24 protein-coding genes are annotated in these 24,641 nt (G+C 68.5%); 14 read left to right on the top strand and 10 right to left on the bottom strand.

Features of this window, described 5'->3' with window-relative positions:
* The first annotated feature begins 33 nt into the window (after positions 1 to 33).
* Together ACFPJ1_RS23110 and ACFPJ1_RS23105 are read left to right on the top strand one after the other, a co-directional pair.
* On the top strand, positions 34 to 474 hold the full coding sequence (locus tag ACFPJ1_RS23110; RefSeq protein ID WP_380106913.1) for an acetyltransferase: 441 nt from the start codon (positions 34 to 36) through the stop codon (positions 472 to 474).
* A 63-nt stretch (positions 475 to 537) separates the two neighbouring features.
* Complete coding sequence (locus ACFPJ1_RS23105) at positions 538 to 828, top strand: hypothetical protein (protein ID WP_380106912.1); 291 nt, start codon at positions 538 to 540, stop codon at positions 826 to 828.
* A gap of 11 nt (positions 829 to 839) precedes the next feature.
* On the opposite strand, the gene ACFPJ1_RS23100 is transcribed toward ACFPJ1_RS23105, so the two are convergent.
* Complete coding sequence (locus ACFPJ1_RS23100; RefSeq protein WP_380106910.1) at positions 840 to 1,007, bottom strand: arsenate reductase/protein-tyrosine-phosphatase family protein; 168 nt, start codon at positions 1,005 to 1,007, stop codon at positions 840 to 842.
* Positions 1,004 to 1,348 (bottom strand): ArsR/SmtB family transcription factor, encoded by a 345-nt coding sequence (locus ACFPJ1_RS23095; RefSeq protein WP_380106909.1) that lies wholly within the window; start codon positions 1,346 to 1,348, stop codon positions 1,004 to 1,006. Before ACFPJ1_RS23095 ends, ACFPJ1_RS23100 begins: the two co-directional genes overlap by 4 nt.
* A gap of 133 nt (positions 1,349 to 1,481) precedes the next feature.
* On the opposite strand from ACFPJ1_RS23095, the gene ACFPJ1_RS23090 reads away from it, so the two are divergent.
* Positions 1,482 to 2,891 (top strand): FAD-dependent oxidoreductase, encoded by a 1,410-nt coding sequence (locus tag ACFPJ1_RS23090; RefSeq protein ID WP_380106908.1) that lies wholly within the window; start codon positions 1,482 to 1,484, stop codon positions 2,889 to 2,891.
* Positions 2,891 to 4,123, top strand: coding sequence for an MFS transporter (locus tag ACFPJ1_RS23085; protein WP_380106906.1), 1,233 nt, complete (start codon positions 2,891 to 2,893; stop codon positions 4,121 to 4,123). The genes ACFPJ1_RS23090 and ACFPJ1_RS23085 overlap by 1 nt, the downstream gene beginning before the upstream one ends.
* Positions 4,124 to 4,172: 49 nt before the next feature.
* Here the strand turns inward: ACFPJ1_RS23085 and ACFPJ1_RS23080 are convergent, their stop codons facing one another.
* Both ACFPJ1_RS23080 and ACFPJ1_RS23075 read right to left on the bottom strand, forming a co-directional pair.
* On the bottom strand, positions 4,173 to 4,517 hold the full coding sequence (locus ACFPJ1_RS23080; protein ID WP_132189322.1) for a YciI family protein: 345 nt from the start codon (positions 4,515 to 4,517) through the stop codon (positions 4,173 to 4,175).
* Positions 4,518 to 4,608: 91 nt separating this feature from the next.
* Complete coding sequence (locus ACFPJ1_RS23075; RefSeq protein ID WP_380106905.1) at positions 4,609 to 5,589, bottom strand: aldo/keto reductase; 981 nt, start codon at positions 5,587 to 5,589, stop codon at positions 4,609 to 4,611.
* A 143-nt stretch (positions 5,590 to 5,732) separates the two neighbouring features.
* Between ACFPJ1_RS23075 and ACFPJ1_RS23070 the strand changes: the two genes are divergently transcribed.
* Positions 5,733 to 6,314 (top strand): TIGR03086 family metal-binding protein, encoded by a 582-nt coding sequence (locus ACFPJ1_RS23070; RefSeq protein WP_380106903.1) that lies wholly within the window; start codon positions 5,733 to 5,735, stop codon positions 6,312 to 6,314.
* A 41-nt stretch (positions 6,315 to 6,355) separates the two neighbouring features.
* On the opposite strand, the gene ACFPJ1_RS23065 is transcribed toward ACFPJ1_RS23070, so the two are convergent.
* Positions 6,356 to 7,633 carry a hypothetical protein gene (locus ACFPJ1_RS23065; protein WP_380106901.1) on the bottom strand — a complete coding sequence of 426 codons (1,278 nt, stop codon included), beginning with the start codon at positions 7,631 to 7,633 and terminating at the stop codon, positions 6,356 to 6,358.
* Positions 7,521 to 8,570: a glycosyltransferase family 2 protein gene (locus tag ACFPJ1_RS23060; RefSeq protein WP_380106899.1), complete on the bottom strand. Its 1,050-nt coding sequence runs from the start codon at positions 8,568 to 8,570 to the stop codon at positions 7,521 to 7,523. The genes ACFPJ1_RS23065 and ACFPJ1_RS23060 overlap by 113 nt, the downstream gene beginning before the upstream one ends.
* 171 nt (positions 8,571 to 8,741) lie before the next feature.
* Here ACFPJ1_RS23060 and ACFPJ1_RS23055 point away from each other — a divergent pair, with 171 nt between their 5' ends.
* The gene (locus ACFPJ1_RS23055) at positions 8,742 to 9,305 is read left to right on the top strand and encodes a TetR/AcrR family transcriptional regulator (RefSeq protein ID WP_380106897.1); all 564 of its coding nucleotides are present in this window, start codon (positions 8,742 to 8,744) and stop codon (positions 9,303 to 9,305) included.
* On the top strand, positions 9,302 to 10,168 hold the full coding sequence (locus tag ACFPJ1_RS23050) for an LLM class F420-dependent oxidoreductase (protein WP_380106895.1): 867 nt from the start codon (positions 9,302 to 9,304) through the stop codon (positions 10,166 to 10,168). Before ACFPJ1_RS23055 ends, ACFPJ1_RS23050 begins: the two co-directional genes overlap by 4 nt.
* A gap of 110 nt (positions 10,169 to 10,278) precedes the next feature.
* Here the strand turns inward: ACFPJ1_RS23050 and ACFPJ1_RS23045 are convergent, their stop codons facing one another.
* Positions 10,279 to 11,298 carry a LacI family DNA-binding transcriptional regulator gene (locus tag ACFPJ1_RS23045; RefSeq protein WP_380106893.1) on the bottom strand — a complete coding sequence of 340 codons (1,020 nt, stop codon included), beginning with the start codon at positions 11,296 to 11,298 and terminating at the stop codon, positions 10,279 to 10,281.
* 169 nt (positions 11,299 to 11,467) lie between these two features.
* Between ACFPJ1_RS23045 and ACFPJ1_RS23040 the strand changes: the two genes are divergently transcribed.
* The 6 genes from ACFPJ1_RS23040 to aceB are packed head-to-tail and all read left to right on the top strand — an operon-like array spanning position 11,468 to position 19,666.
* Positions 11,468 to 12,766: an ABC transporter substrate-binding protein gene (locus ACFPJ1_RS23040; protein WP_380106891.1), complete on the top strand. Its 1,299-nt coding sequence runs from the start codon at positions 11,468 to 11,470 to the stop codon at positions 12,764 to 12,766.
* 5 nt (positions 12,767 to 12,771) lie between these two features.
* Complete coding sequence (locus ACFPJ1_RS23035) at positions 12,772 to 13,701, top strand: carbohydrate ABC transporter permease (protein ID WP_380106889.1); 930 nt, start codon at positions 12,772 to 12,774, stop codon at positions 13,699 to 13,701.
* Positions 13,698 to 14,513, top strand: coding sequence for a carbohydrate ABC transporter permease (locus ACFPJ1_RS23030; RefSeq protein WP_380106887.1), 816 nt, complete (start codon positions 13,698 to 13,700; stop codon positions 14,511 to 14,513). Before ACFPJ1_RS23035 ends, ACFPJ1_RS23030 begins: the two co-directional genes overlap by 4 nt.
* Positions 14,514 to 14,539: 26 nt before the next feature.
* A complete protein-coding gene (locus ACFPJ1_RS23025; protein ID WP_380106885.1) occupies positions 14,540 to 15,970 on the top strand; it encodes an alpha-amylase family protein in 1,431 nt (476 codons plus the stop codon).
* A complete protein-coding gene (locus tag ACFPJ1_RS23020; protein ID WP_380106883.1) occupies positions 15,967 to 18,060 on the top strand; it encodes an alpha-amylase family protein in 2,094 nt (697 codons plus the stop codon). The genes ACFPJ1_RS23025 and ACFPJ1_RS23020 overlap by 4 nt, the downstream gene beginning before the upstream one ends.
* 37 nt (positions 18,061 to 18,097) lie before the next feature.
* Entirely contained in the window at positions 18,098 to 19,666 is a 1,569-nt protein-coding gene (aceB, locus tag ACFPJ1_RS23015) for a malate synthase A (protein ID WP_380106881.1), read from the top strand.
* On the opposite strand, the gene ACFPJ1_RS23010 is transcribed toward aceB, so the two are convergent.
* The 3 genes from ACFPJ1_RS23010 to ACFPJ1_RS23000 form a co-directional block, all read right to left on the bottom strand.
* Positions 19,667 to 20,047 carry a cupin domain-containing protein gene (locus ACFPJ1_RS23010; RefSeq protein ID WP_380106880.1) on the bottom strand — a complete coding sequence of 127 codons (381 nt, stop codon included), beginning with the start codon at positions 20,045 to 20,047 and terminating at the stop codon, positions 19,667 to 19,669.
* A gap of 4 nt (positions 20,048 to 20,051) precedes the next feature.
* Positions 20,052 to 20,933 (bottom strand): TIGR03619 family F420-dependent LLM class oxidoreductase, encoded by an 882-nt coding sequence (locus tag ACFPJ1_RS23005; RefSeq protein ID WP_380106878.1) that lies wholly within the window; start codon positions 20,931 to 20,933, stop codon positions 20,052 to 20,054.
* A 93-nt stretch (positions 20,934 to 21,026) separates the two neighbouring features.
* On the bottom strand, positions 21,027 to 21,722 hold the full coding sequence (locus ACFPJ1_RS23000) for an alpha/beta fold hydrolase (RefSeq protein ID WP_380106876.1): 696 nt from the start codon (positions 21,720 to 21,722) through the stop codon (positions 21,027 to 21,029).
* A 129-nt stretch (positions 21,723 to 21,851) separates the two neighbouring features.
* On the opposite strand from ACFPJ1_RS23000, the gene ACFPJ1_RS22995 reads away from it, so the two are divergent.
* Positions 21,852 to 24,641: an ATP-binding protein gene (locus tag ACFPJ1_RS22995; protein WP_380106874.1), complete on the top strand. Its 2,790-nt coding sequence runs from the start codon at positions 21,852 to 21,854 to the stop codon at positions 24,639 to 24,641.

The following is a 24,641-nucleotide window of genomic DNA, read 5'->3' as shown; positions in this document are numbered from 1 at the left end:
CTACCGTCGGGGAGGGCTGATCAGGGGGTTGTGGTGAGGGTTACGCAGATCCGGGACGACGAGCACGACCGGGCGACGCAGGTTTGGGAGGCGTCCGTCCGGGCGACGCACGACTTCGTCACCGATGCGGACATCGCGCTGTTCCGTCCGCTGGTGCACGCCTCCTTCGGCGAGATCCGGCACCTCGCCGTACTGCGGGACGACGACGATCTGCTGGTCGGCTTCGTCGGGGTCGAGGGGGACAAGGTCGAGATGCTGTTCCTGGACCCGGCCGTCCGCGGTCAGGGCGGCGGCAAGCTGTTGCTCCGGCACGCGGTGACCGTCTTCGGCGCGACCACCGTCGACGTCAACGAGCAGAACCCGCAGGCGGTCGGCTTCTACCTGCACGAGGGCTTCCATCAGGTCGGCCGCTCAGCCCTGGACGGCCTCGGCAAGCCCTACCCACTGCTCCACCTCGCCCTTTCCAACTCCTGATCCCTGACGCAGGATATAGTCATCGATAGTGACTATCAGGATCGATGACTAGTGGAGATGGCGATGAGCACGATCGAACTGACCCGGTTCAAGGTGGCGGCCGAGAAGACCGGGGAACTGCTCGCCTCGCGGCCGGGGATGCTGAAAGACTTCGAGGCCGACCGGACCGGGTTCGTCCGCGCGCAGTTAGTGCGCCTGCCGGACGGCGAGTGGCTGGACATCGTCGAGTGGGCGACCCCCGAGGACTTCGCCGCGTCCCGCGAGAAGGGCGGCAACCTCCCCGGCATCGCCCGCTTCTTCGCCGCGATCGATGCTCTCGTCACCGCCGAAGAAGGTGTCACCGAGGATTTCTGATCACTCTGGGATCAACTCGGCAAGTAGTTCGCGCATCCGCCGGTCGATCTCGTCGCGGATCGGGCGAACCGCGACGACGTCGAGCCCCTCCCAGTCGCCGCGTGATCCAGCAGAGCCGCAGCCATCTGCGACCGCGCGGCATTGTGGATGCAGACGAAGAGAACTTCCGGGGTGTTCACGGCGTGGCCAGAAGGGTGGAGAGCCACTGTAGGCGGTCGGGGATCGGCCAGTAGTAGACCCAGGTGCCACGGCGTTCGCAGTCGACCAGGCCGGCCTCGCGTAGTACGCGTAGGTGGTGCGAGATGGTCGGCCCGCTGACGTCGAAGTGCGGGGTGATGTCGCAGACGCAGACCTCCTCGCCGGACGAGGCGATGATCGACATCAGCCGGAGCCGGATCGGGTCGGAGAGCGCCTTGAAGACGGTCGCGCCCTCGACGGCCTGGGCCGGGTCGAGCGGAGACACGCTGATCGGCGCGCAACAACCGCCGGCGCGGACTTCGGCCTCCTGCTGTTTCGACATGCGTCTATCTTGACATCTGTCTATTCAAGAGGCAACGTGGACATCGCTGTTTAGATGAACATCTATTTTGTCCCGCACTCGGCGAGCCCGGCCGTCTCGCCGAGCACCTCACGCACAGCTTGGAGACTCACCCATGAGCGTCACCCAGCCCGACCTCCCGGTCGTGGTCATCGGTGCAGGCCCGATCGGGCTTGCCGCGGCGTCCCACCTGGCCGAGCGCGGCCTCGACTTCGCCGTACTGGAGTCTGGTCCGGGCGTGGCCGCCGCGATCGACGAGTGGCGGCACGTCAAACTCTTCAGCCCTTGGCGCTACGACATCGACTCGGCCGCGCAGCGCTTGCTGGAGCAGGCTGGCGGCTGGAACGCGCCCGATCCCGACACCTTGCCCACGGGCGGCGACCTGATCGACGACTACCTCGCGCCGTTGGCGAAGACTGCGCCGCTGACTGACAAGATCCGCTACAACGCGCCGGTTGTCGCCGTGACCCGGCTCGGCTTCGACCGCATCCGTACTGCGGGCCGGGAGGACGCGCCGTTCCTCGTCCGGCTGGCGGATGGCACCGAACTCCTCGCCTCGGCAGTGGTCGACGCGGCCGGCACCTGGCGCCGCCCGAACGTGCTCGGCGGCTCAGGCATCCCCGCGCGCGGCGAGGATGACGCCGCAGGGTCGATCTCCCGCGCGCTACCCGACGTACTGGGCCGTGACCGCGAGCGCTTCGCCGGCCGCCGTACTGCGGTCGTCGGTGCGGGTCACTCCGCTGCGACGACGCTGCTGGATCTCGGTGAACTGGCCGAGCAGGTCCCCGGCACCGAGGTGGTCTGGGTAGTCCGCGGCGCCGACCAGGCCCGCACCTACGGAGGCGGCGACGCCGACGAACTCCCCGCCCGCGGCGCCCTCGGCTCCCGCCTCCACAAACTCGTCCGCTCAGGCCGGGTAGAGCTTGTCAGCAGCTTCCGGATCGAAGCGGTCGCGAAGACCGCCGACGGCCGGGTTGAGCTGGTCACCGGCGACCGCAGGGTCGTCGCCGACACGGTCGTGAACTCGACCGGGTTCCGTCCGGATCACGGGATTGTCGGGGAGTTGCGGCTCGACCTGGATCCGATCCTCGGGTCCACGCGGGCGCTGGCGCCGTTGATCGACCCGAACCAGCACTCCTGCGGCACGGTGCCGCCGCATGGTGCCGACGAGCTCGCTCATCCCGAGCCCGGCTACTACGCGATCGGAGCGAAGTCCTACGGTCGCGCCCCGACGTTCCTCCTTGCCACCGGCTACGAGCAGGCCCGCTCGGTGGTAGCGGCCCTCGCCGGCGACTGGGCCGCCGCCCGCGACGTCCAACTAGCCCTGCCAGAAACCGGCGTCTGCTCCTCCAACCTCGCCTACGGCGACAGCGACTCCGAGTCCAGCGGCGGCTGCTGCGGTCCCGCACCGCAGACAGTCGACCTGGCCGCCCCAGCCAGCCGAGGCCTGGCCACCGGAATCACCGGCGGCCTCCTCACAGTGGTCGACTCCGAGCCCACCAACCAAAAGGGCTGCTGCAACTGATGCTCCACACCGCCGCGACGGTCACCGACACCGGTTCTGCCGGGACAGGTGGTCGCCGCGGCGGTTCGCGGCCCGACGTAATTGCCGCACTGGCCGTCAGCACCACCATCGGCTACGGCGTCCTGTACTACGCGTTCAGCGTGCTGCTCGAGCCGATGAGCACGGATCTCGGGATCTCCGCGCCGACCGTCACGGGCGCGCTGACTCTCGCAGTACTGGTGAGCGCAGCACTGGCGATACCCGTCGGCCGCTGGCTGGATCGTCATGGTGGACATGCCCTGATGACGGCGGGTTCGCTGCTTGGTGCCGCGGCGGTGCTGGCGTGGTCGCAGGTTCAGACGACTGTCGAGCTCTATGGGGTGTTCGTCGCTGTCGGCGCGGCATCGGCGATGGTGCTGTACCAGCCGGCGTTCGCCGTGATCGTCGCGGTCACCGCTGCGGGGAAGCGGACCAACGCGTTGCTGGGCGTCACTCTGGTCGCAGGCTTCGCGAGTTCGATCTTCATCCCGCTGACCGGACTGCTCGTCCACGCCTACGGCTGGCGTGGCGCGTTGGTCGTGCTCGCACTGATCGTTGCCGTGGTCACCGTTCCGCTGCACGCGGTCGCGTTGCGCGGTACCCGGCCGCTTGCCGGACGAGAGCGCCGGCGTGGTTCGCCGGGCCGGGTGCTCCGCGACGTGGGCTTCTGGCTCCTCGCGTTCGCCTTCGTCCTGCACGGTGCGGCGCTCGCGATCGTGGCGGTTCACCTGGTCGTGTTGCTCACCAGACTCGGACATTCGGCCACCGTCGCCGCGAGCCTCACGGGCCTGCTCGGGCTGTTGTCGGTCACCGGCCGGGTGCTTACGACGGTGTTGCAGCGGTGGTTGCGCATAGCGTCGATCACGGCGGCCATCATCGCCTTGCAAGCTGCTGCGATCGGGTTGCTGCCGTTTCTCGGCCGGACCGTCACCGGTGCGGCCTGCTGTCTGGTGCTGTTCGGTCTGGGCTTCGGAGTCGCCTCGATCGCGATCCCTGCGATCCTGCTCGATCGGTACGGCGACCAGGACTACGCGACCATCGCGGGCATCCTCAACACGCCCACCACCATCGCCCGAGCAACTGCCCCACTCGGCGCGGCCGTCATCGCCACTACCGTCGGCTACCGCTCGCTGGTCCTCGCCACCGCCGCTATCTGTCTGACCGCTGCTGCAGCTCTGGCCCTGACGCTCCGCCTAGGGCGTCCGCCGGGGTGAGCTCCACTTGCTGTGGACCCGGCTTCAGGGAGCGGTCTCGTGGGGCCGGTCAGTCGGCGATCTCGAGGATGGTTATCTCGGTGCCGGGGTCGGCGGCGGCGAAGCGGAGGGCCCAGCGGACGGCCTCGTCCTTGGAGTCGACGCGGATGATCGAGACGCCGGCGACGAGTTCCTTGGTCTCGGTGAAGGGGCCGTCGATGACGCGGGCCTCCTTGCCGTCGGGGAAGGCGACTCTGGCGCCGCGGGAACTCGGGAGCAGGCCCTCGGCGGTGAGCAGGACGCCGGCCTGGCGCATCTCCTCCAGTACCGCGTCGGCGCGCGCCAGCATCTCGGGGTCAGGTGGCTGGCCTGCCTCGAGCCCCTCGTTGGACTTGTGCAACAACATGAACCGCATCGGTCCACCCTCCGGTCGCCAGACCCTGACCGTAACCAGTCCGGCCGGTCATCAGCCACCCCACCCGCCGGGCATAGCGAGTCCGGATGGGTCAGCCGGCGCACGCGCTGGCGGCGATCAAGCCTTCCCGCTCGAGCGCCGACCAGAAATCGGCCGGGATCTCCTCGTCGAGCAGGGACGCCACCTCGGAGATCTCGGCCGGGCTCCGAGCGCCGACGACCACCGCCGGGACGGATGGGTGTGCGAGCGGGAACTGCATCGCGGCGGCCAGCAGCGGTACGTCGTACTGGCGGCAGAGCGTGCGTAGTCCGCTGATGCGCGCGGCAAGTGCTCGTGGGACTGTGGCGTAGCCGTGCGGGGCTCCGTCCGAGGAGTCGGCGAGTACGCCGCCCTGGAAGACGCCGGCGGCCAGTACTGCGACGCCGAGGTTGTAGCAGAGCGGGAGGAGTTCGTCGGCGCCGGTCTGGTCGAGCAGGGTGTAGCGACCGGCGAGCAGGACGCAGTCCGGGCCGGACGGGCCCGTCTCGCGGAGGAAGCGGGCCGCGACGTCCGCGTGGTTCATGCCGAGGGAGATCGCCCGGATCGTGCCGCGGCCGCGAAGCTCGGCCAGGGCACGGAACGCCTCGGTGGACGCCGTCGCGAAGTCGAGGTCCGGGTCGTGGATGTGCAGGATGTCGATGCGGTCGATCCCCATCCGGCTGAGGCTGTCCTCGAAGGAGCGGATGACGGCGGCGTAGGAGTAGTCGAGTCGCGGACCGAGTCCGGCCGGCGGCTCGGCCCAGATCGGCTGGATGTCCGGTCCGCCCGGCTCGATCAGCCTGCCGACCTTGCTGCAGAGGACGAACTCGCCCCGCGGCCGGCCGCGCAGCGCGAGCCCGGCCCGCTGTTCGGACAGCCCATAGCCGTAGACGGGAGCCGTGTCGAAGAGGCGGATGCCGAGCTCCCAGGCCCGGTCGATCGTGGCGACGGCCTGCTGCTCCGGCACTGCGGCGAACATCCCACCCAGCGAGGCCAACCCGAGCCCCAACCGACTGACCCTCAACCCCGTCCGCCCCAGCTCCACCAACTTCATGCCCGCGAGCGTAGAAGCCTCCACCGACATTTCCGGGTCGGCGGCTTCGGTGTTCCCGGTGCCTTCAGACTGACCGAGCCGAGGTGCATACTCGTCGCCACGGCAGCCGACCGAGAGTCGGGTGCCGAGAAGGGGAGGGCGAGATGGAAGAGATCGCGGAGCGCTATCGCCGTCGGGCGGCGGCGTTCGAGCACAAGGTCGCCGCGGTGCGGCCGGAGCAGTGGGGCGACCAGTCGCCCTGCGAGAAGTGGACCGCGCGCGACGTGGTCGACCACATCGTCGGCATGCACGGCTACATGCTGATGCCGGCCGGCCGATCCCTCGACGGTGCCACAACTGTGCAGGAGGACCCGCTGGCGGCGTTCCAGGCGGCGCGGGCCGCGGTCGAGGCGGTGCTGGACGATCCGGCGCTCGCGAAGCAGGAGTCCGACACCCCGGCCGGCCGGATGACGACCGAGGCGCACATCGACCAGGTGATCAGCGACGACTTGGTCCTGCACGGCTGGGACCTGGCCCGGGCGACCGGCCAGGACGAGACCATGGACCCGGGCGACGTCGAGCGGCTGTGGTCGAGCAATTCGGCGATCCCGCCCGAGGTGATCGAGATGTACCGCACCCCGGATGCCTTCGGACCAGGCGTCGAGGTCTTCGGCCCGGAGGTCATGGTTCCGGCCGACGCGCCGCTGCAGGACCGCCTGCTGGGCTTCATCGGCCGCACGCCCTAGCCGCCATACCCAGCCCGTACTGCGAGCCCGCTCGGCTGAGGTCAGAGCGGCAGCGCGAGGGGCGCGTAGTACGCCGTGGGGTCGCTGCTCCGGGGCAAAGTGGCCAGCCCGGTCGCCAGGACCTCGGGGCTCGGCACCAGTACGGCGTCACCGCGCTCGATCGCCGGGTCCAGGTACTCGTGCCCCGGCAGATCCGCCACGCCCGTCCGGCACCCGAGCACCATGCCCTCGAAGAGCGCGGTGGTCGCCACGCCCACCTGGTAGGTGGCCGACGCCAACAGCCCGAGGATGTCCTCCGACGAGACCCGCACCGACGAAGGCGCGGGGTAGTCGTTGGAGCGCTCGCTCGGATGGAGGTGGAAGATCACCTCGAGCTCCGGCCGGGCCTCCGCCAGCGCGACGGCGTACTCGAGCAGCAGTGGCCCGATCGTCCCCTGTGACAGGAACACCACTCGCCGCGGATCCTTCGCTGCCAGTTGTTCCTCCGACAGCGGCTGGATGAACGACGCCCCGACCACCTGGGTCCGCATCCCGGCCGGCAGTTCCGCCACCTCGGACCAGTACGAGCCGAAGGTCCACAGCTCGTCCGGCTGGTCCGCCACCACCGGCCGGCCCGGGTAGCTGTAGCCGAGGTGGAACGGGCTGATCGCGCCGTGCTGGAGCTCGACCACCCGGATCCCCAGATCACGCGCTGCGCCGACGATGTGCTGGTGGAAGTAGGCGACCACGACGTACACGGTCTTGATCCGCCGGCGCTTGAGCAGCGAGCGGTAGAGCGCGCGGAGCCGGATGTGCTTCGGGAGTTCGCGGGCGACGAGTGCCCCGATCGGCACCTTGACCCCGGTCAGGCCTTCCAGGGCGTCGGCGATCTCGCTGCACCGCGCGTCGACCGAGCGGCTGGGGATCGCCCCCGAGGCCGAGGTGAAGAAGTCGAGGTTGCGGCTGCCGGTCAGCGGGGTCCCGTTGATGCCGGAGTCGATCACCAGGGCCGAGTCTCCGAGGGCGGCGCGCAACCGGTCGGTGTAGATCTCGACACCGCCCGGTTTCCGCGGGTGCGGGACCACCAGGGCGTCGAACGGGCCGCGGGCCAGGAACGGGTTGCGGGTCACGGTGCCCGCGACGTGCCGGGCGACGAGTCGTGCCTGGTCAGAGCGGGTACGGCGGACCGGGTGCGGGTTGCCGTGCAGTCCGCTGCGCCTGGTCAGCTCATGGAAGACCCGCATCCGGATGATCGGCCAGGGGTGTGCTCCGTTGATCCGCCAGGTCAGCAGGTCCAGTTCCTGCTCCACCTTCCAGATCGCCTGGCACAGCGTCGTCACCGTCAGGATGGTGCCGCTCCCGGTACTCGTCGTGGTTGATCCCTACTATCCCCGCGAGACTGCCGATCCCCGAGAAGAACCGGCGGACAGCCTTCAGCAGGTACGCCTTGCGGAGCAGTACCAGACCGCCGAGGCCGAAACCCGCGGCCGAGACGATCCGGGCCAAAGAATAGGCCAGCACCTGCACGTAGCCTCCGGCGCCCGGCCGGATCAGCAGCCGGCTGATGGTGTCGCCGCTGCCGGAGCGGAAGGCGCGGCGGATCAGCCAGCGCAGGGTGGTGCGCGCGGGCGGCACGTTCTCGTGGATCCGGGCCTGCTCGCACCAGACGATCCGGAACCCGGCCCGGTGCACCCGGAGGAAGAAGTGCAGGTCGCTGGACCCGGTGTAGCGGAAGGCGGGGTGGAAGCTCGGCGTCACCGAGTGGTAGACGTGCCGCGCGACCAGGGTGTTGTTCGTGTACGCCTTGTTCAGCGCGTCGCCGGTCTGGTGCCGCCCGGTCGAGTCGTGCACGTCGCTGTACCGGTTCCAGGCGGGTGCGCCGGGCGGCAGGATGCCCTTGACCGGGCCGGTGACCACATCGGCGCCGGTCGTCTCCCACGCGTCCAGCAGGGCGGCCAGCCAGCCGGGCGGGGTCTCCTCGTCGTCGTCCACGAAGATCAGCGCGTCGTCGTCCCAGGCGAGCCGGACCGACTTCTCCCGGGCGAACGGGATACCGGGCTCGGGTTCCACGGCCGCCACGACCGGATAACGGCCGTCCTTGGCGGCGAGTGCGATCACCTCGCTCGCTGATCCCTCGTCGTCGTTGTCGACCACGATGATGCGCACCTGGTAGCCGGAGCCCTCCGGAAGTTCCTGGGCCAGCAGGCTGTCGAGCAGGCACTTCAGCAGGCTGGGTCGCCGAAAGGTGATGACGGCGATCGCGACCTGGGTGCACATGTTGGCCGAGACTATCTGTTGGACCCAGGCGGGGTCAGATCCGGCCGTGCCTCGAACCCCGCCGCCGCTGTGGTGCGGCACCCGGTCGGCCCGGTCTGGACAACAGCCTGAAATCAACCGGTAACAATAGTCGCGAATTCTGCTGTACCTACGAGTGGGTACAGTGACGGCGTGGAGACAGCGGAAAGGTTGATCCGGAGCACCCAGGAACTGCTCTGGGAACGGGGTTACGTCGGCACCAGCCCGAAGGCGATCCAGCTCGCCGCGGAGGCCGGCCAGGGCAGCATGTACCACCACTTCAGCGGCAAGGCCGAGCTCGCCAGGGCGGCGATCGAGCGGTCCGGTGCCGAGTTGCGCGCGGCCGCCGAAGAGCAGTTCAGCAGCGGCGGTACGGCGACCGACCGGATCACCCGGTACCTCGAGCGCGACCGGGAGGTGCTCAGGGGCTGCCGGATGGGCCGGCTGACCTCCGACCCCGACGTGATCGCCGATCCGGCCCTGCGCGCACCGATCGACGAGACCTTCCAGTGGCTCCGCGGCCGGCTCGCCGAGATCATTTCCGAGGGCAAGAAGAAGGGCGAATACCCGGCCGCGCTGGACGCCACCAGGACGGCGGCCACCATCGCCGCGGTACTCCAGGGTGGCTATGTCCTGGCGCGGGCCGCAGACTCCGAGGAACCGTTCGAGCAGGCAGTGGAAGGGTTGATCACGTTGCTGGCAGGAGTGAGCGCATGAGGATCGGTGCCGTCTTCCCGCAGTTGGAGATCTGGCCGGATCCGGCGGTGGTCCGCGACTGGGCCCTGTCCGTCGAGAGTGCCGGCTACACCCATGCCCTCGCCTATGACCACGTGCTCGGCGCCAGCCCGGCGAATCGCCCGGGCTGGAAGGGATACACCGACAAGTCCTTGTTCCACGAGGTTTTCGTCCTGTTCGGGTACTTCGCCGCCATCACCACCTCGCTCGAGCTCGTCACCGGGGTGCTCGTGCTGCCACAACGGCAGACCGCGCTCGTCGCGAAGCAGGCCGCCGAAGTCGACGTGCTCAGCGGTGGCCGCCTCCGGCTCGGCGTCGGCATCGGCTGGAACGAGGTCGAGTACCAGGCGCTCGGCGTCCCCTTCGAGCAGCGTGGCGCCCGGCTCACCGAGCAGGTCGACCTACTGCGCAAGCTCTGGGCCGAGCCGGTGATCAGCTACGAGGGCCGCTTCCACCAGGTCGTCGAGGCCGGGCTCAACCCGCTGCCGCCGCGTCGGAACATCCCGGTCTGGTTCGGCGGAAGTGCCGACGCCGTACTCCGGCGTACCGGGCGGATCGGTGACGGGTGGATGCCGCAGAGCCCGCCGGATGACAAAGCCCGTGCCCAGGTCGAGCTGATCCGCACGTCCGCGGCAGAGGCTGGGCGGGACCCGGCCGAGGTCGGGATCGAGGCGCGCCTGAGTCTGGGCGCGGTCCCGGAGAAGGAGTGGCCCGCGTTCGTCGACGGCTGGCGTGAGCTCGGCGCCACCCACCTGTGCGTGAACACGATGAACATGGGTCTCGCCAAGCCCGAGGAGCACGCAGCCGTACTACGAGACGTCCTGCCATTGCTGCAGGATCGCTGAGTAGCCGATCACGGTGATCCCCTCCTCCTCGACGTCTCCCGTGCCCTGGCCGAAACAAGAAATTCATAATCCGTACTCCGGACCCGGGTGCCGCTGTCGGCCAGGCGGTTTCAGCCGATGACGGTGTTGGCCGTCGAGCCACGGACCACCAGCGGGCAGGGCAGGTTGATGATGGTGGTCTCCGCCGCCGGATCGCCGATCCGGCGGCGCAGCAGGTCGATGCCCTGCTCGACGATCGCGTGGATCGGCTGGTTCACGGAGGTGAGGTCGAACCCCTCCCAGGACGCCATGTCGGTGTTGTCGAACCCGATCACCCAGACGTCCTCGGGGACCTTGACCCCCTGGGCGCGGGCGCCGTCGAGCAGCCCGAACGCGAGCAGGTCGGTCACCGTGTAGATCGCGGTCGGCGGTTGCTCGGCCGAGAGCAGCTGCACCGCCGCGGCATGACCGTGTTCGTGCGAGACCCCGGTGCTGATCACGTTGCGCTCCTTGATCGGCACCCCGGCCGCGGCGAGAGCCGCGCGGAAGCCGAGATCGCGGTCGCGGGAGGTGTTGCCGGTGTGTTCCAGGGTGACCAGGCCGATGTCGCGGTGACCGGCCTCGACCAGGTACCGGCCGGCGTCGAAGGCGCCCTGCCAGTTGTCGCCGACGACCTGGTCGCAGTCGAGCCCGTCGATGCCGCGATGCAGCAGCACGGTCGGCGTACCGGAGGCCAGGGCCATGCTGTGCAGCTTGGAGTCGTAGGTCGCCGAGGTCAGGATGAAGCCGTCCACGAGTCGTTGCTGGATCACCTCGCTGACGGTCTCCTCTGGGTCGTGCTCGATGTTCCACAGGATCATGTGCAGGCCGACCTCGCTGAGCAGCCGGCCGATCTCGTCCAGCAGGGCGGCGTGGAACGGGCTCGTCACCCGGGTCATGAAGACGCCGATGGTGTCGGTCCGCCCGGTCTTCATCGCCCTGGCCAGCGCGTTCGGCGTGTAGTTCGCGTCCTTCAGCACCTGCAGCACCCGGGCCCGGGTGTCGGGCGAGACGCGTGGGCTGTTCGTCAGCACCCGGGACACCGTGGCCTGCGATACCCCGGCCAATCGCGCCAGATCCCTGCTCGTCGGTGGCCGCCCAGTTCCGCCCATCGTCGGTTCCCCTCCCGTAATCGCCGTGCGCGCTCCAGCAGAGAGTCTCATGAACAGGTCGTTGGTTCTGTGCCGTTGACCCCGTGCCGACGCGCGTGTATACGTATTCACATTGTCCTACACAGGGCTTGCGCAGGCCATCTCGAGACGACGTAGATGGGAGATTCCGGTGCAGACATTCCCTTCAGATCTGAGCCGCCGCAGGTTTCTCGCCGGCTTGTCCGGCCTCGCGGCCGGCGGATTGCTCGCCGGTTGCGGCGGTAACGGTGACAGCGGTGCGGGCGGCAAGAACGGTCTGACCTTCCTGAACTGGCAGCAGGTCAAGGCGACCCCGCTCGAGCAGGCGATCCAGGCGTACGAGAAGTCCTCCGGTACGTCGGTCACCGTCCAGCCGGCGGTCACCCAGGAGTACGACACCAAGATGCGCACACTGCTGGCCGGCGGGAGTCCGCCGGACGTGATGCGGATCAACGACGACTTCGTCCGCGGCTTCTCCGAGCAGGGCGCGTTGCTGGACCTGAAGCCCTACATCGAGAAGGACGGCCTCGACACCGCCCAGTTCGCCAAGGAGGTGTTCGAGTTCCCCAAGCAGGCGGACGGATCGCACACCGCCTGGGTGGTCGGGTACGAGCCCCGCCTGGTCTTCTACAACGTCGATCTGTTCAAGGAGGCAGGGGTCCCGCTGCCGCCGACCACCTGGACCGGCACGGCCTGGACCTGGGACGCGTTCGCCGACCGGGCCAAGAAACTGACCATCCCGGGCAAGCGCTGGGGCGCGCTGGTCTACCTGGACACCGGGTACGAGCAGACCTTCACGGTCAACCACGGCAGCCAGACCGGCATCTTCTCCCCGGACGGCAGCCAGTTCACGCTGGCCGGCGACAAGGAGGTCGAGGCGCTGCAGTGGGCCACCGACCTGACCTGCAAGGACAAGGTCCAGCCGCCGTGGTCGATGCTGCAGCAGGACAACGCGGAGACGCAACTGTTCGCCCAGGGCAAGCTGGCGATGATGTACGCGACGTTCGGCACCGTGCCGTACCTGCGCAGCACGATCAAGGACTTCACCTGGGACGTCGCCCCGCCACCGGCGGACGTCGAGCAGAAGACCGAGTCCAGCGTGATCGTGTTCTGCATCCCGAAGAAGGCGAAGAATCCCGACCAGGCCTGGGGCCTGCTGAAGTACCTGGCCAGCGAGGACGGTGGCCGGATCCTGCTGCAGGGCGGGGCGTTCACGCCGATCAACAACAAGGCTGCCGCCGAGCTCGCGCCTGGTGGCAAGATGCCGCAGCACATCGGCCTGTTCGGTGAGGCGTCCAAGCACCTGACCGCGACCAACCAGACCAAGAACACGCTCGGCGCCCGCGAGCTGTACCGGCCGGCGCTCGACAACGCCTACAACTGCGAGAAGCCGGTCGGCGAGGTGCTGCAGCAGATCAAGCCGCAGGTGGAGACCGCCTTGAAGGGTTGATGTCGATGGCAACGATGACCTTGACCCGGAGCCGATCCGTCGCGGTCGCCGACGCCCGGCGCGAACGACGCAAGCAGAACCTGGTGGGCTGGTTGTTCATCAGCCCCGTGGTGGTCGGTGTGGTGGTCTTCCAGTTCTTCCCGATCCTGGTCTCGATGGGTGCGTCGCTGACCAGCTGGAACGGCATCTCGGCGCCGAAGTTCGTCGGGCTGCAGAATTTCAAGGACCTGTTCGGCAACGACCCGCTGTTCCGGCAGACGTTCAAGAACACCCTGTACTTCACCGGAGTCAGCATCCCGCTGACGATCGGGATCGGCCTGGTGCTGGCGTTGCTGTGTGCCCGGCCGATCAAGGGGGTGTCGTTCTTCCGGACCGCGTACTTCGCGCCCTACGTGACGAACGTGGTCGCCATCGGGTTCGTCTGGTTCTGGTTCTTCCAGCCGGACAACGGCGTGGTGAACGGGCTGCTGAGCCAGTTGGGCGTGACCGGGCCGCAGTGGTTGTCGAGCTCGACCTGGGCGATGCCGGCGGTGATCCTGGTCAGCGTCTGGCAGGGCATCGGCTATCCGATGATCATCCTGCTGGCCGGCCTGCAGGGTCTGCCCGAGGAGTACTTCGAGTCCGCCCGGATCGACGGAGCGAGTGCCTTGGCGCGGCTGCGCTACATCACGCTGCCGCTGCTCACGCCGCACTTCCTGTTCCTGCTGATCACCCAGTTCATCACGTCGTTCCAGGTGTTCGGCCTGATCTACGTGATGACCAAGGGCGGGCCGGGCCACGCGACCAGCGTCTACATCTTCAACATCTACCAGAACGCTTTCGGCTTCGGGAAGGTCGGTTACGCCTCCGCGATGGCGTGGATCCTGTTCGCGGTGATCGCGGCCGTCACCTTCCTGCAGTGGAAACTGCAGAAGAGATGGGTGTTCTACTCATGAGGATCGCGAGCCGGACGTCGCAGTACCTGGTGATGGGACTGTTCGCGGTGGCCTTCCTGGCGCCGCTGGTGTGGATGATCAGCGCCTCGCTGCGACCGGAGGCGCAGGTGCTGTCGGTGCCGCCGAAGTTCCTGCCTACGGACCCGCAGTGGGACAACTACCGGCAGGTGTTCGAGCTGATCCCGGTGTTCCTGTGGAACAGCGTGAAGCTGGCTGGGCTCAATGTGATCGGCATCCTGATCGTCGCGTCGATGGCGGGCTACGCCTTCGCCCGACTGCAGTTCGCCGGCCGCGACATCGCGTTCATGGTGCTGCTGGCCACCTCGATCATCCCGGGGATCGCGTACCTGATCCCGCAGTACATCGTCTTCCGGCACATCGGCTGGGTGGACACGCAATATCCGTTGTGGGTGCCGAAGGTGCTCACGCCGGTGTTCGCCACCTTCCTGATGCGCCAGTCCTTCCTGACCATCCCGAAGGAACTGGAGGACGCCGGCAAGATCGACGGCGCGTCCACCTTCGGCATCTACTGGCGGATCATGCTGCCGCAGACCAAGCCTGCGCTGGCCGCGATCGGGGTGTTCACCTTCCTCGAGTCGTGGAACGACCTGTTCGGTCCGCTGATCTACATCAACTCCGAGAACCTGCAGACGCTGCCGGTGGCGCTGGCCCAGTTCCAGGGCGAGTACTTCACCCAGATCAGTCTGCTGATGTGCGGTGCGACGGTCTCCGTCGTACCGGTGATCGCCGTATTCCTCTTTGCACAGCGCTATTTCATCCAGGGCATCACGATGACAGGAATGAAGGGGTGAGCGACTTGCCGGACAGGCTTGTGGCTATGCAGATCGGGGCGGTTTCGTTCGTCGACGAAGGTGTCGACCAGACGCTGGACATCCTGGCCGAGCGGGGCGCGGTGAACGCGTTGTTCCTCGCCACGCCGACCTGGACCCGCGGTACCGGGGGCCGGCAGATCCCCGGCCACCCGATCCCCGACCACGGTGGATCGGAGTACGACCTCGGCTGGGTGGGCGGCAACTACGCGACACCGCACCCGCAGTACTACGGGAACACGGTGCTCGGCGCGGTCGGGCGGGCGCCGGAGCACCCGGAGCTCGACCTGCTGGGCGAGGTGATCCCGAAGGCCCGCGAGCGCGGGATGAAGTCGTTCGCCTGGATGGAGGAGAGCGGTGGCGCCCGCGAGCTGCGGCGGTACCCGAACTTCGCCAAGGTGCTGGAGGTGGACGCCTGGTCGCGGCCGGGACGGCGGCCGTGCTTCAACAACCCGGACTACCGCAACTGGCACCTCGGGTTCGTCGAGGACTACGTGCAGAGCTACGAGCTGGACGGCCTCGCCTGGTGCTCGGAGCGGCCCGGTCCGCTCAACATGCTGATGCAGGGACCGGTCGAGGTCTCCGAGATCGGCTGCTTCTGCCCGCACTGCCTTGAGATCGGCCGCGCTCGCGGGATCGACGTGGCCCGGGCCCAGCAGGGCTATCGCGAGTTGGTGGAGTGGAACAACCGGGTCGGCGCGGGTGAACGGCCGGCCGACGGCGCGTTCGTCACCTTCTGGCGGATCCTGCTGAACTTCCCCGAGGTGCTCGCCTGGCAGACGTTGTGGACCGAAAGCCAGCGGCAGATCTACCGCGACATCCACGGGGTCGCGAAGGCGATCTCGCCCGAGGTCCAGGTCGGCTGGCACGTCTACCACAACATCTCGTTCAGCCCGTTCTACCGGGCGGACCAGAACTACGCGGAGATGGCGAAGTTCTCCGACTTCATCAAGGTGGTGATCTACAACAACTGTGCCGGGCCGCGGTTCTACACCTGGGTGAAGAACATCTGCAGCGCGCTGTTCGGCGACGCGGAGCCCGAGGACGTCTACCCGCTGATGATGAAGCTGCTGCAGCTCGACGAGGGCGACTACGACAAGCTGCCGCAGACCGGATTCACGGCGGACTACGTGCGGCGCGAGACCGAGCGGGCGGTCGCCGGGGTCGGTGGCGACAGCGCGATCTACCCGGGCATCGACATCGACATCCCGGTCGGCCGGGCGAAGCAGCGGCTGGAGCCGGCCCGCGACGTCGGCAAGGTGAACTGGGACGACAACGAGGGTGAGCTCACCGCCTGTACTCCGGACAGCGTCCGGGACGCGGTGCTCGCCGCCTTCGAAGGTGGTGCCGAAGGCGTCGTGCTGAGCCGGAAGTACTCCGAGATGGTGCTGGACAACCTGTCCGGCGCGGGAGCCGCGATGAAGAGCCTGAACGGATGAGCGGCGCACCCTGGTACCGGCGCACCCTGCGCTGGGCGCAGACCAACCTGACCGAGAAGGACCCGGCCCGGTACGACGCGGCCTGGTGGCGCGACCAGTGGCGCCGGACCAGGGTGCAGGGCGTGATCGTCAACGCCGGCGGGATCGTCGCGTACTACCCGAGCAAGTTCCCGCTGCAGCACCGGGCGGAGTTCCTCGGCGACGGCGACCTGTACGGCGAGATCGTCGAGGCGGCCCGGGACGAGGGCCTGGTGGTGCTCGCGCGGATGGACTCGAACCGGGCGCACCAGTCCTTCTACGACGCGCACCCGGACTGGTTCGCGATCGATGCCGAGGGCAACCCTTATCGTGCCGGTGAGTTGTACGTCGCCTGCGTGAGCGGGCCGTATTACCGCGACTACCTGCCCGGGGTCCTCGAGGAGATCATCGAGCGGAGCTCCCCGGACGGGATCACCGACAACAGCTGGAGCGGCCTCGACCGGGACCACGTCTGCTACTGCCTGAACTGCGGGGCCTCCTTCAAGGAGACCGCCGGACTGGACCTTCCGGAGCACGTGGACTGGGACGACCCGGCGTACCGGCGGTGGATCGTCTGGAGTTATGCGCAACGGATGGCGGTCTGGGATCTCAACAACGACGTCACCACCGGCGCGGGCGGCCGGGACTGTCTGTGGATCGGCATGAACGGCGGCGAGATCGTTGCGCAGAGCAAGCGGTTGCGCGACAACCGGGCGATCTGCGCCCGGACGCCGATCTTCATGCTGGACTCGCAGTACCGTCAGGAGGGCAAGGGGTTCCAGGCGAACGGTGACAGTGGCAAGCAGTTGCACGGCCTGCTCGGTTGGTCGGCGCTGATCCCGGAGAGCACCGCGATGTACGACGCCGGCCGGCCGACGTTCCGTCTCGGCAGCAAGCCCGAGGCGGAGGCGCGGATGTGGGCGGTCGAGGGGTTCGCGGGCGGCATCCAGCCGTGGTGGCACCACATCGGCTCGGTGCACGAGGATCGTCGTCAGTACGCGACCGCCGAGTCCCTGTTCCGTTGGCACGAGCAGAACGAGCGGTACCTGGTGGACCGGGAACCGATCGCGACGGTGGGCCTGCTGTGGAGTCAGCGCAGCGTGGACTTCTACGGCAAGGACGACCCGGAGTCGCGGAGCCTGGCGCCGTACCGGGGGTTCGCGGACGCGTTGATCCGCGCGCGGATCCCCTATCTGCCGGTGCACGCGGACCACGTCGCACGGGACGCGGCGGGCCTCGACGTCATCGTCGTACCGAATGTCGGGGTCCTCACCGACGCCCAGTGCGACGACTTGCGAGCGTTCTCCGCGGGTGGTGGCGGGCTCGTCGTGACGGGCGAGTCGAGCCTGTACGACGAGTGGGGCGATCAGCGCGAGGACTTCGGTCTCGCGGACGTGCTCGGGGTGCACCGGACCGGCGAGCGCCGTGCGTCCGGGGAGGCGGCGAGCTGGGAGACGTACGACAGCCACAGCTACCTCCGGATCGAGGACCGCTCGGTGGTGGACGGTCTTGGCGATACCGATGTGCTGCCGTTCGGCGGGCAGTTGGAGGTTGTCCGGACCGACCCGGAGGCGGCGGTGGCGCTCACCTGGGTGCCGCCGTTCCCGATCTACCCGCCGGAGAAGTCGTGGATGGCCGAGCCGCGGACCGACGTACCGGCGGTGGTGCTGGGGTCGTCGTCCCGGGTCGCGTATCTCGCGGCGGATCTCGATCGGCTGTACGCGCGGTACCACCATCCGGACCACGGCCGGTTGCTGGCGAACCTGGTCCGCTGGGCCGCGCGCGGGACCATCCCGCTGTCGGTGGAGGGAGCGGGCGTGCTCGACTGCCATCTCTACCGGCAGGGCCAGACGATCGTGCTGCACCTGGTGAACCTCGACCAGGGCGGCGCCTGGCAGGGGCGGCTGCAAGAGCTGACGCCCGCGGGGCCGTTCACGATCCGGCTGCCGTTCGAGCGGGAGCGGGCGCAGTTGCTGGTGGCCGGCGGGGAGGCCGAGGTGAGCGTCGAGGACGGTTGGATTACGGTCGAAGTAGCGCGCGTCACCGATCACGAAGTCGTGGTTCTGAGCTAGGACACCAGTGGGACGAAACCGGAGACAGGAGTTGTCTGTGTCAGTCGACATCCTTGGACCGATGCACGAGCGGTACGACGAGATCCTGAGCGAGCGGGCTCTGGAACTGATCGGGTTGCTCCACCAGGAGCTGAACGGCCGCAGGCTGGAGCTGCTCGACAAGCGGCGGGAGCGGGTCGCCGAGATCGCCGCGGGTGGTTCGCTCGGCTTCCTGCCGGAGACCGCGGCCCTTCGGGACGACCCGTCCTGGCGGGTGGCCGACCCGGCGCCGGGGCTGGTGGACCGGCGGGTGGAGATCACCGGGCCGACCGACCAGAAGATGACGATCAACGCGCTGAACTCCGGCGCCAAGGTGTGGCTCGCGGACCAGGAGGACGCGAACACGCCGACCTGGGACAACGTGGTCGGCGGTCAGCTGAACCTGCTCGACGCGATCAACCGGAAGATCGACTTCACCAGCGAGGCGGGCAAGTCGTACCAGCTGAAGCCGGACGAGGAGCTCGCCACCATCGTGGTCCGGCCGCGCGGCTGGCATCTGCCGGAGAAGCACCTGCTGGTGGACGGCGAGGTGACGTCGGGCTCGCTCGTCGACTTCGCGCTCTACCTGGCGGCGAGCGGACAGTTGCAGCTCGACCGCGGGCAGGGCCCGTACTTCTACCTGCCGAAGATGGAGTCGCACCTCGAGGCGCGGCTCTGGAACGACGCGTTCGTGCTGGCGCAGGAGTTCCTCGGCATCCCGCGCGGCACGATCCGGGCGACCGTGTTGATCGAGACGTACCCGGCGGCCTTCGAGATGGAGGAGATCCTGTACGAGCTGCGCGAGCACTCGGCCGGGCTCAACGCGGGACGCTGGGACTTCATGTTCAGCGTGATCAAGACGTACCGGACCCGGGGGTCGGACTTCCAGTTGCCGGACCGGAACTCGGTGACGATGACTGTGCCGTTCATGCGGGCCTACACCGAACTGCTGGTCCGCACCTGCCACAAGCGCGGGGCGCACGCGATCGGCGGGATGGCGGCGTTCATCCCGAGCAAGGACCCGGCGGTGAACGAGCAGGCCTTCGCGAAGGTGGAGGCGGACAAGACGCGCGAGGCCGGCGACGGGTTCGACGGTTCCTGGGTCGCGCACCCGGGCATGGTCGACATCTGTAAGACGGTCTTCACCTCGGTGCTCGGCTCCGAGCCCAACCAGCTCGGCAAGCTCCGCGAGGACGTCGACGTCACCGCCGAGCAGTTGCTGGACGTGGCGTCGACACCGGGCGAGGTGACCGAGGCGGGGCTACGGAACAACGTCAGCGTGGCGATCCAGTACCTCGCCGCCTGGCTCGAGGGCACCGGCGCGGTCGGCATCTTCAACCTGATGGAGGACGCCGCGACCGCCGAGATCTCCCGCTCACAGATCTGGCAGTGGCGCCACAACAAGGTCGTCCTCGACACCGGCACCACCGTCACCGGCGACCTCGTCACCCAGATCGCCGACGAGGAGATCGCCAAGCTGGACGACCCGGACAGCTACGCCGAGGCCCGCAAGACCTTCCTCGAGGTAGCCCTGGCCGACGACTACATCGACTTCCTCACCCTCCCGGCCTACGAGCAGATGCCCTGATCAGCTGAAGCGGGTCGGCGGTGGATCCACGTTCACGGTAGGGATGCCGCCGCCGGCCCGGGCGATGATGGCGATGGACGGCTCGTCGGTGGGGTTGCCCTCGCGGTGCACGGTGTAGGCGGGGACGTGGACGAAGTCTCCGGCGACCGCGTCGAGGTAGTCGTCGCTGCCCTCGAACTCCAGCCGGAGGACGCCCGACACGACGTACAGGCTTGATTCGTTGAGGTCGTGGTGGTGCCATCCGGAGATCGCGCCCGGAGCGGTCTCGACGCGACCGGCCCACAGGATGGGAAGTTCGAACGCCCGGCTCCGCAGCATCCCCGAGGTCGGGTCTGCCGCGACCAGATCACCCGGCCTGAATACGCGGATGGGCTCACTCATACCGTCAGTCTGAACCCGCCGGCCCCACCTCGCCACCAACCGGCCCGGCGAGGATGCGGGCCCTGGCATCGGCGACCGTGAGCGCCTGGACCAGGAGCCAGTTGACGCCGGAGCGCTCGTACTCCGGGATCGTGGCGGGCGTCGGCTCGGTCGCGTCGGCGTTGCTGATCAGGACTAGGTCGTACTGCGAAGTCGGGGCTCCTGCGGCGCGGAGGTCTTCGGCGATCTCGGCATAGGTCTCGGGCGGAATTAGCTCGACCGGCCATTGCTCACTCGCCGGGGCGAAGCCGTCCCAGCGCGCTGCGCGGCGACGGGGTGCGCGGTACGAGCCGCCGGCGCCGATCCAGATCGGGATCCGTGGACGCTGTGCTGGTGTGGGTGCCATCGCGACGCCATGGCAGGCGTAGTACTTGCCGGTGAACTCCACTGGTTCGCCGCTCCACAGCCGGTTCACCAGGTCGAGGAACTCGTCGACCATCGCCGCTCTGGTGCGCAGGTCCACGTCGAGCCCGAACGCGGTGAACTGATCGTCCGGATGTCCCAGACCGACGCCGAGTATCAGCCGACCACCTGACAGTTGGTCGAGCGTCACCGCTTGGCGAGCGAATGCCTCTGGCTTCAGTCGGGCCACCGCGGTGACGAGAGCGCCGAGCCGAATCCGCTCGGTCGCGGCCGCCACCGCGGTCAGCGCCACCATCGCATCGGCCGCGTCGTCGGACTCCCCGAGCGTGGCCCGAACTGCCTCGTTGTGGGCATGCAGCGGCAGCAACTCATCCCAGATGAAGAACCCATCCCATCCCGCTGGTTCCGCCGCCTGGGCCAACTCGACCAGCACCCCTACGTCGGCAAACGCGCCCTGGTTAGGCAAATAGACGCCGTACCGCATGCTGCCTCCCCTCGGGCTGACACCGCCCGCTCCTGCAGCCTGCGACCCACCAGGGATGCTGTCAACGAACGGGACGGTGCCGGGCGCCTCGAGTCAGGTGAGGGACTCGACGGCGGTGTGGATGAGGTCGGCGACCGCCTGGGGCTGAGACACGTAGACCGAGTGGCTGCCGGGGACCTCGCGGACCGTCGCGCCGGCGCGCTCGGCCATGCCCCGCTGGGCCGGTGGCGGGATCATGCGGTCGTCGCCGGCGACCAGGTACCAGCTCGGCTTGAGCCGCCAGCCGGGTTCGGTGACCGTGCCGCCGAGTGCGCCAACCCCCCACGGGAGCTGTGAGTCGGCCATGAACGCCGCCTCGTCGGCCGGGAGGTCGCCGGCGAACGAGTCGTGGAACTTCTCCCGATCCAGGAACAAGTAGCCGTCCCTGGGCGGCAGGATCGGGGGAACGGGAGCTCCCGGCGGCGGGTCCGCGATCAGGGTGTTCACGGACTCGCCCTTGTCGGGGGCGAACGCCGCGATATACACGAGGCCTGCGACGCGCGGGTCGCTGCCGGTCTCGGTGATGACGACGCCACCGTAGGAGTGGCCCACGAGTACAGCCTGGCCGTCGAGGTCGTCGAGGACCTGCTGGGTGGCGGCCACGTCGCCCTCGAGGGACACGGTCGGGTTCTGTACGACCGCGACCCGGTGCCCCTGTGCGCGCAGCCGGTCGTAGACGCCCCGCCATCCGGAGCCATCGACGAACCCGCCGTGGACGAGTACCACTGCCGGTCGGGTGCCTGTGATCATGACGTTCCTCCTTGAGTTGGTGGGAGATACGCCGGTGACGCTAGGCGTGGGCCTGAGCTCGAGGCATCAGGGATACCCCTCGACCAAGACCCTCGATCCTGACGGACGCGGTACAGGATGATGACCCTTGTGAACGAGGTATCGGCGGCCGCCTACGGGTTGTTCGGCCGCGAGGACGCGGTGCGAGTCATGAGCGACGTCCTGGACCAGGGTGGAAGCGCCGTCGCCATCGGCGAGCCTGGTGCTGGGAAGAGCAGCCTGCTGAAGGTCGCGGATCAACTGGCTCAGCGCCGGGGGCGAAGGGTGCTCTCCGTCACCCCGACGCAGTTCGACCGGGGGTTGCCCTTCGCGGGGCTGGCCGAACTGATCGGCCAGTGTCCGGACGGCGCGGACCAGGGCCTTCCGGCTCCGCAGCGACGAGCACTGGCGGTTGCTCTGCAGCGTGCCGAACCCGACGGCCGAGAGGTCGACGCCTTGGCTGTACCGCTGGCTGTCCGAGGTCTGCTGACGCAACTGTGCGAGTCGGAGCCGGTCGTGCTCATCATCGACGACTTGCAGTGGTTGGACCAGGCAACCGTTGGCAGCCTCAGCTTCGCGCTCCGCCGCCTCTCCGTCGAACCTCACCGGTTGGGCGTCCTGATCGGAACGAGGTCGGATCCGGACGCCGGTACCGACTTGATCCGCTGCCTGCCCGAGCCACGGCACGAGTTCTCCCTGCCACCGCTGGAGGACTGGGCGGTCGGTCAACTGCTTCGGAAGCGCCTGGGTTCGCGATGGACTCCGCCCATGTCTGCCGGGGTGGCCAGGGCAAGCGGTGGGAATCCTTTCCTGGCTCTGGAGATCGCGCGGGCGATGCAAGCCGACGTGTCCAGTTGGCGTGGGAGCGGTCAGGATGGCCATGATCCGGTCCTTCCTGTACCTCCTGGCTTGGCCGACCTTCTCCGCGAGCGGGTGGGGCGACTACCGCAGGACTCACGCGAGGTCCTCTTGCTGGTGTCCGCGGCGGGGCGGCTCACCGTGACGCAGTTGCAGGGGATCGTCCCGGAGGTTCGGCTGTGGCCGGCCCTCGAAGCAGCCAGGGATGCAGACGTGGCGCTCGTAGGTGCCGGGTCGGTCGTCGCCTTCACCCACCCGCTGCTGGCCTCGGCCATCTACGACGCCGCCGCACCGGACGAGCGGCGTCGTACGCACCGCGTTCTCGCGGAGAAGCTCGAAGACCCGGTCGAGCGCGCTCGCCACCGGTCGAAGTCGATCACCGCTCCCGATGAAGCAGTCGCCGCTGAACTGGAACGCGCAGCCGAAATCTCCCGGAGCCGTGGAGCCCAGCCGCTGGCCGGCGAGTTGCAGGAAGGAGCCGCGCTGGCGACCCCGTCCACCGTGGATATCGCCGACAGCTTCCGTCGCTGGCTCCGCGCCGTGGATACGTACCTCGATGCCGGCGATGCCCTGTCAGCCCGGGCAGCCCTGGACAAAGGGTCGGCGCTGGCCGCTGTCCCGGAGCAGCGAGCTCAGGTGCTGGCGCGGCGGGCTCGGCTGGCCACCGACCTGCGAGCGGCTCGGTCCCTCGCCGAGCAAGCATTCCGGCTGGCACCGAGGGGCGCGGTCCGTGCCGAGATTCTGCAGATGCTCAGCGAGCATCACCGCATGGAGGGTCACGGCAGCCTTGCGCTGCGGCTGACCCAGCTGGCGATCACCGAGGCGGACGCGGCCGAGCGTCCGGACATCCAGCTCGTTGCGCTGTACCAGCGACAGTCGATCGAGTGGCTCTGGGGTGTGGGCCGACCCGAGCAGACGCTGCGCGACATGGAGCGGCTGGTCGACAGTTCGCCACTCGAGCTGTCCCCTGCGGAATGGGCCGGGGCTCGCGCCTTCTATGCAGCCTGGAACGACGAGACGGCCGAACCGGTTGTCCGCGACGCCATCGTGCGGGCCATCGACGCCGGCCGCTATGGCGATCTGTCCAGCCTGTACATCTGGCTGATCCTCGCCCTGATCCGCGCCTCGAAGGTGCGTGACGCCCAGGCTGCTCTGGATGAGGCGGACCGGTTGGGTGCATGGACGGCCTTGGGCCTCCAGGAGGACATGGCCCGCATCCTGATCAAGGAATACGCGGGCGACCTGGACGGGGCTCGCGAGGTAGCCCAGGGCGCGGCAGCCCGGGCGAGAACCAGCGGGTTGAGGTACTGGCTGGGCGGCTTCCTGGCACAGCTCGGCTTCATCGAGACCTCCGCTCGCAACTGGCACGCGGCACTCGAGCCGCTGCGCGAACTGGCTGAGATCTTCGCGAGCACCAAGCTGGTCGACCTGGAGCAACTGCTGTGGCCCGTCGACCTCGCCGACGCCGCCCTCCAGGTCGGTGCGCTGCCGGACGTCGAGACCGCGATCTCCCTGCTACGACGTCAAGGGGAAGCCGGCAGGCCGGAAGCAGCGGTCGCCGCGGACCGCTGCCAGGCACTGCTGAGTGCAGCGCGTGGAGACGTGGACTACGCCTTGACCGAGCTTCGCAAGGTTGTCGATCAACCGGGATCCGAGTGTCCGTTCGAGGCGGCTCGGTCCCGGCTTGCCCTGGGACAGGTCTACCGTCGTGCCGGATACAAACGCCTGGCCGACGAGACCCTGAGCGCGGCGGCGGACGCGTTCGAGGAGTTGGGTGTACCGCGATGGGCGGAACGAGCTCGCGACGAAGCCGTCCGGGTCGGGCTGCACCCCACCACGACTTCCATGCTCACGGCAACGGAACGCCGAGTCGCCGAGCTGGTTGGATCGGGACACTCGAATCAGGAGGCCGCCGCTGAACTCTTCCTGTCCGTCAAGACGGTGGAAGCCAACCTGACGCGGATCTACCGCAAGCTTTCGGTGCGGTCGCGGACCGAGCTTGCCAACAGCTTGAACAAGCTCGACTCCGCGACCAACCACTAG

Source organism: Kribbella qitaiheensis (genome assembly GCF_042657745.1).
GTDB lineage: Bacteria > Actinomycetota > Actinomycetes > Propionibacteriales > Kribbellaceae > Kribbella > Kribbella qitaiheensis.
Note: the sequence above shows the minus strand (reverse complement) of the source record. Positions and strands in the feature narration are given on the sequence as shown.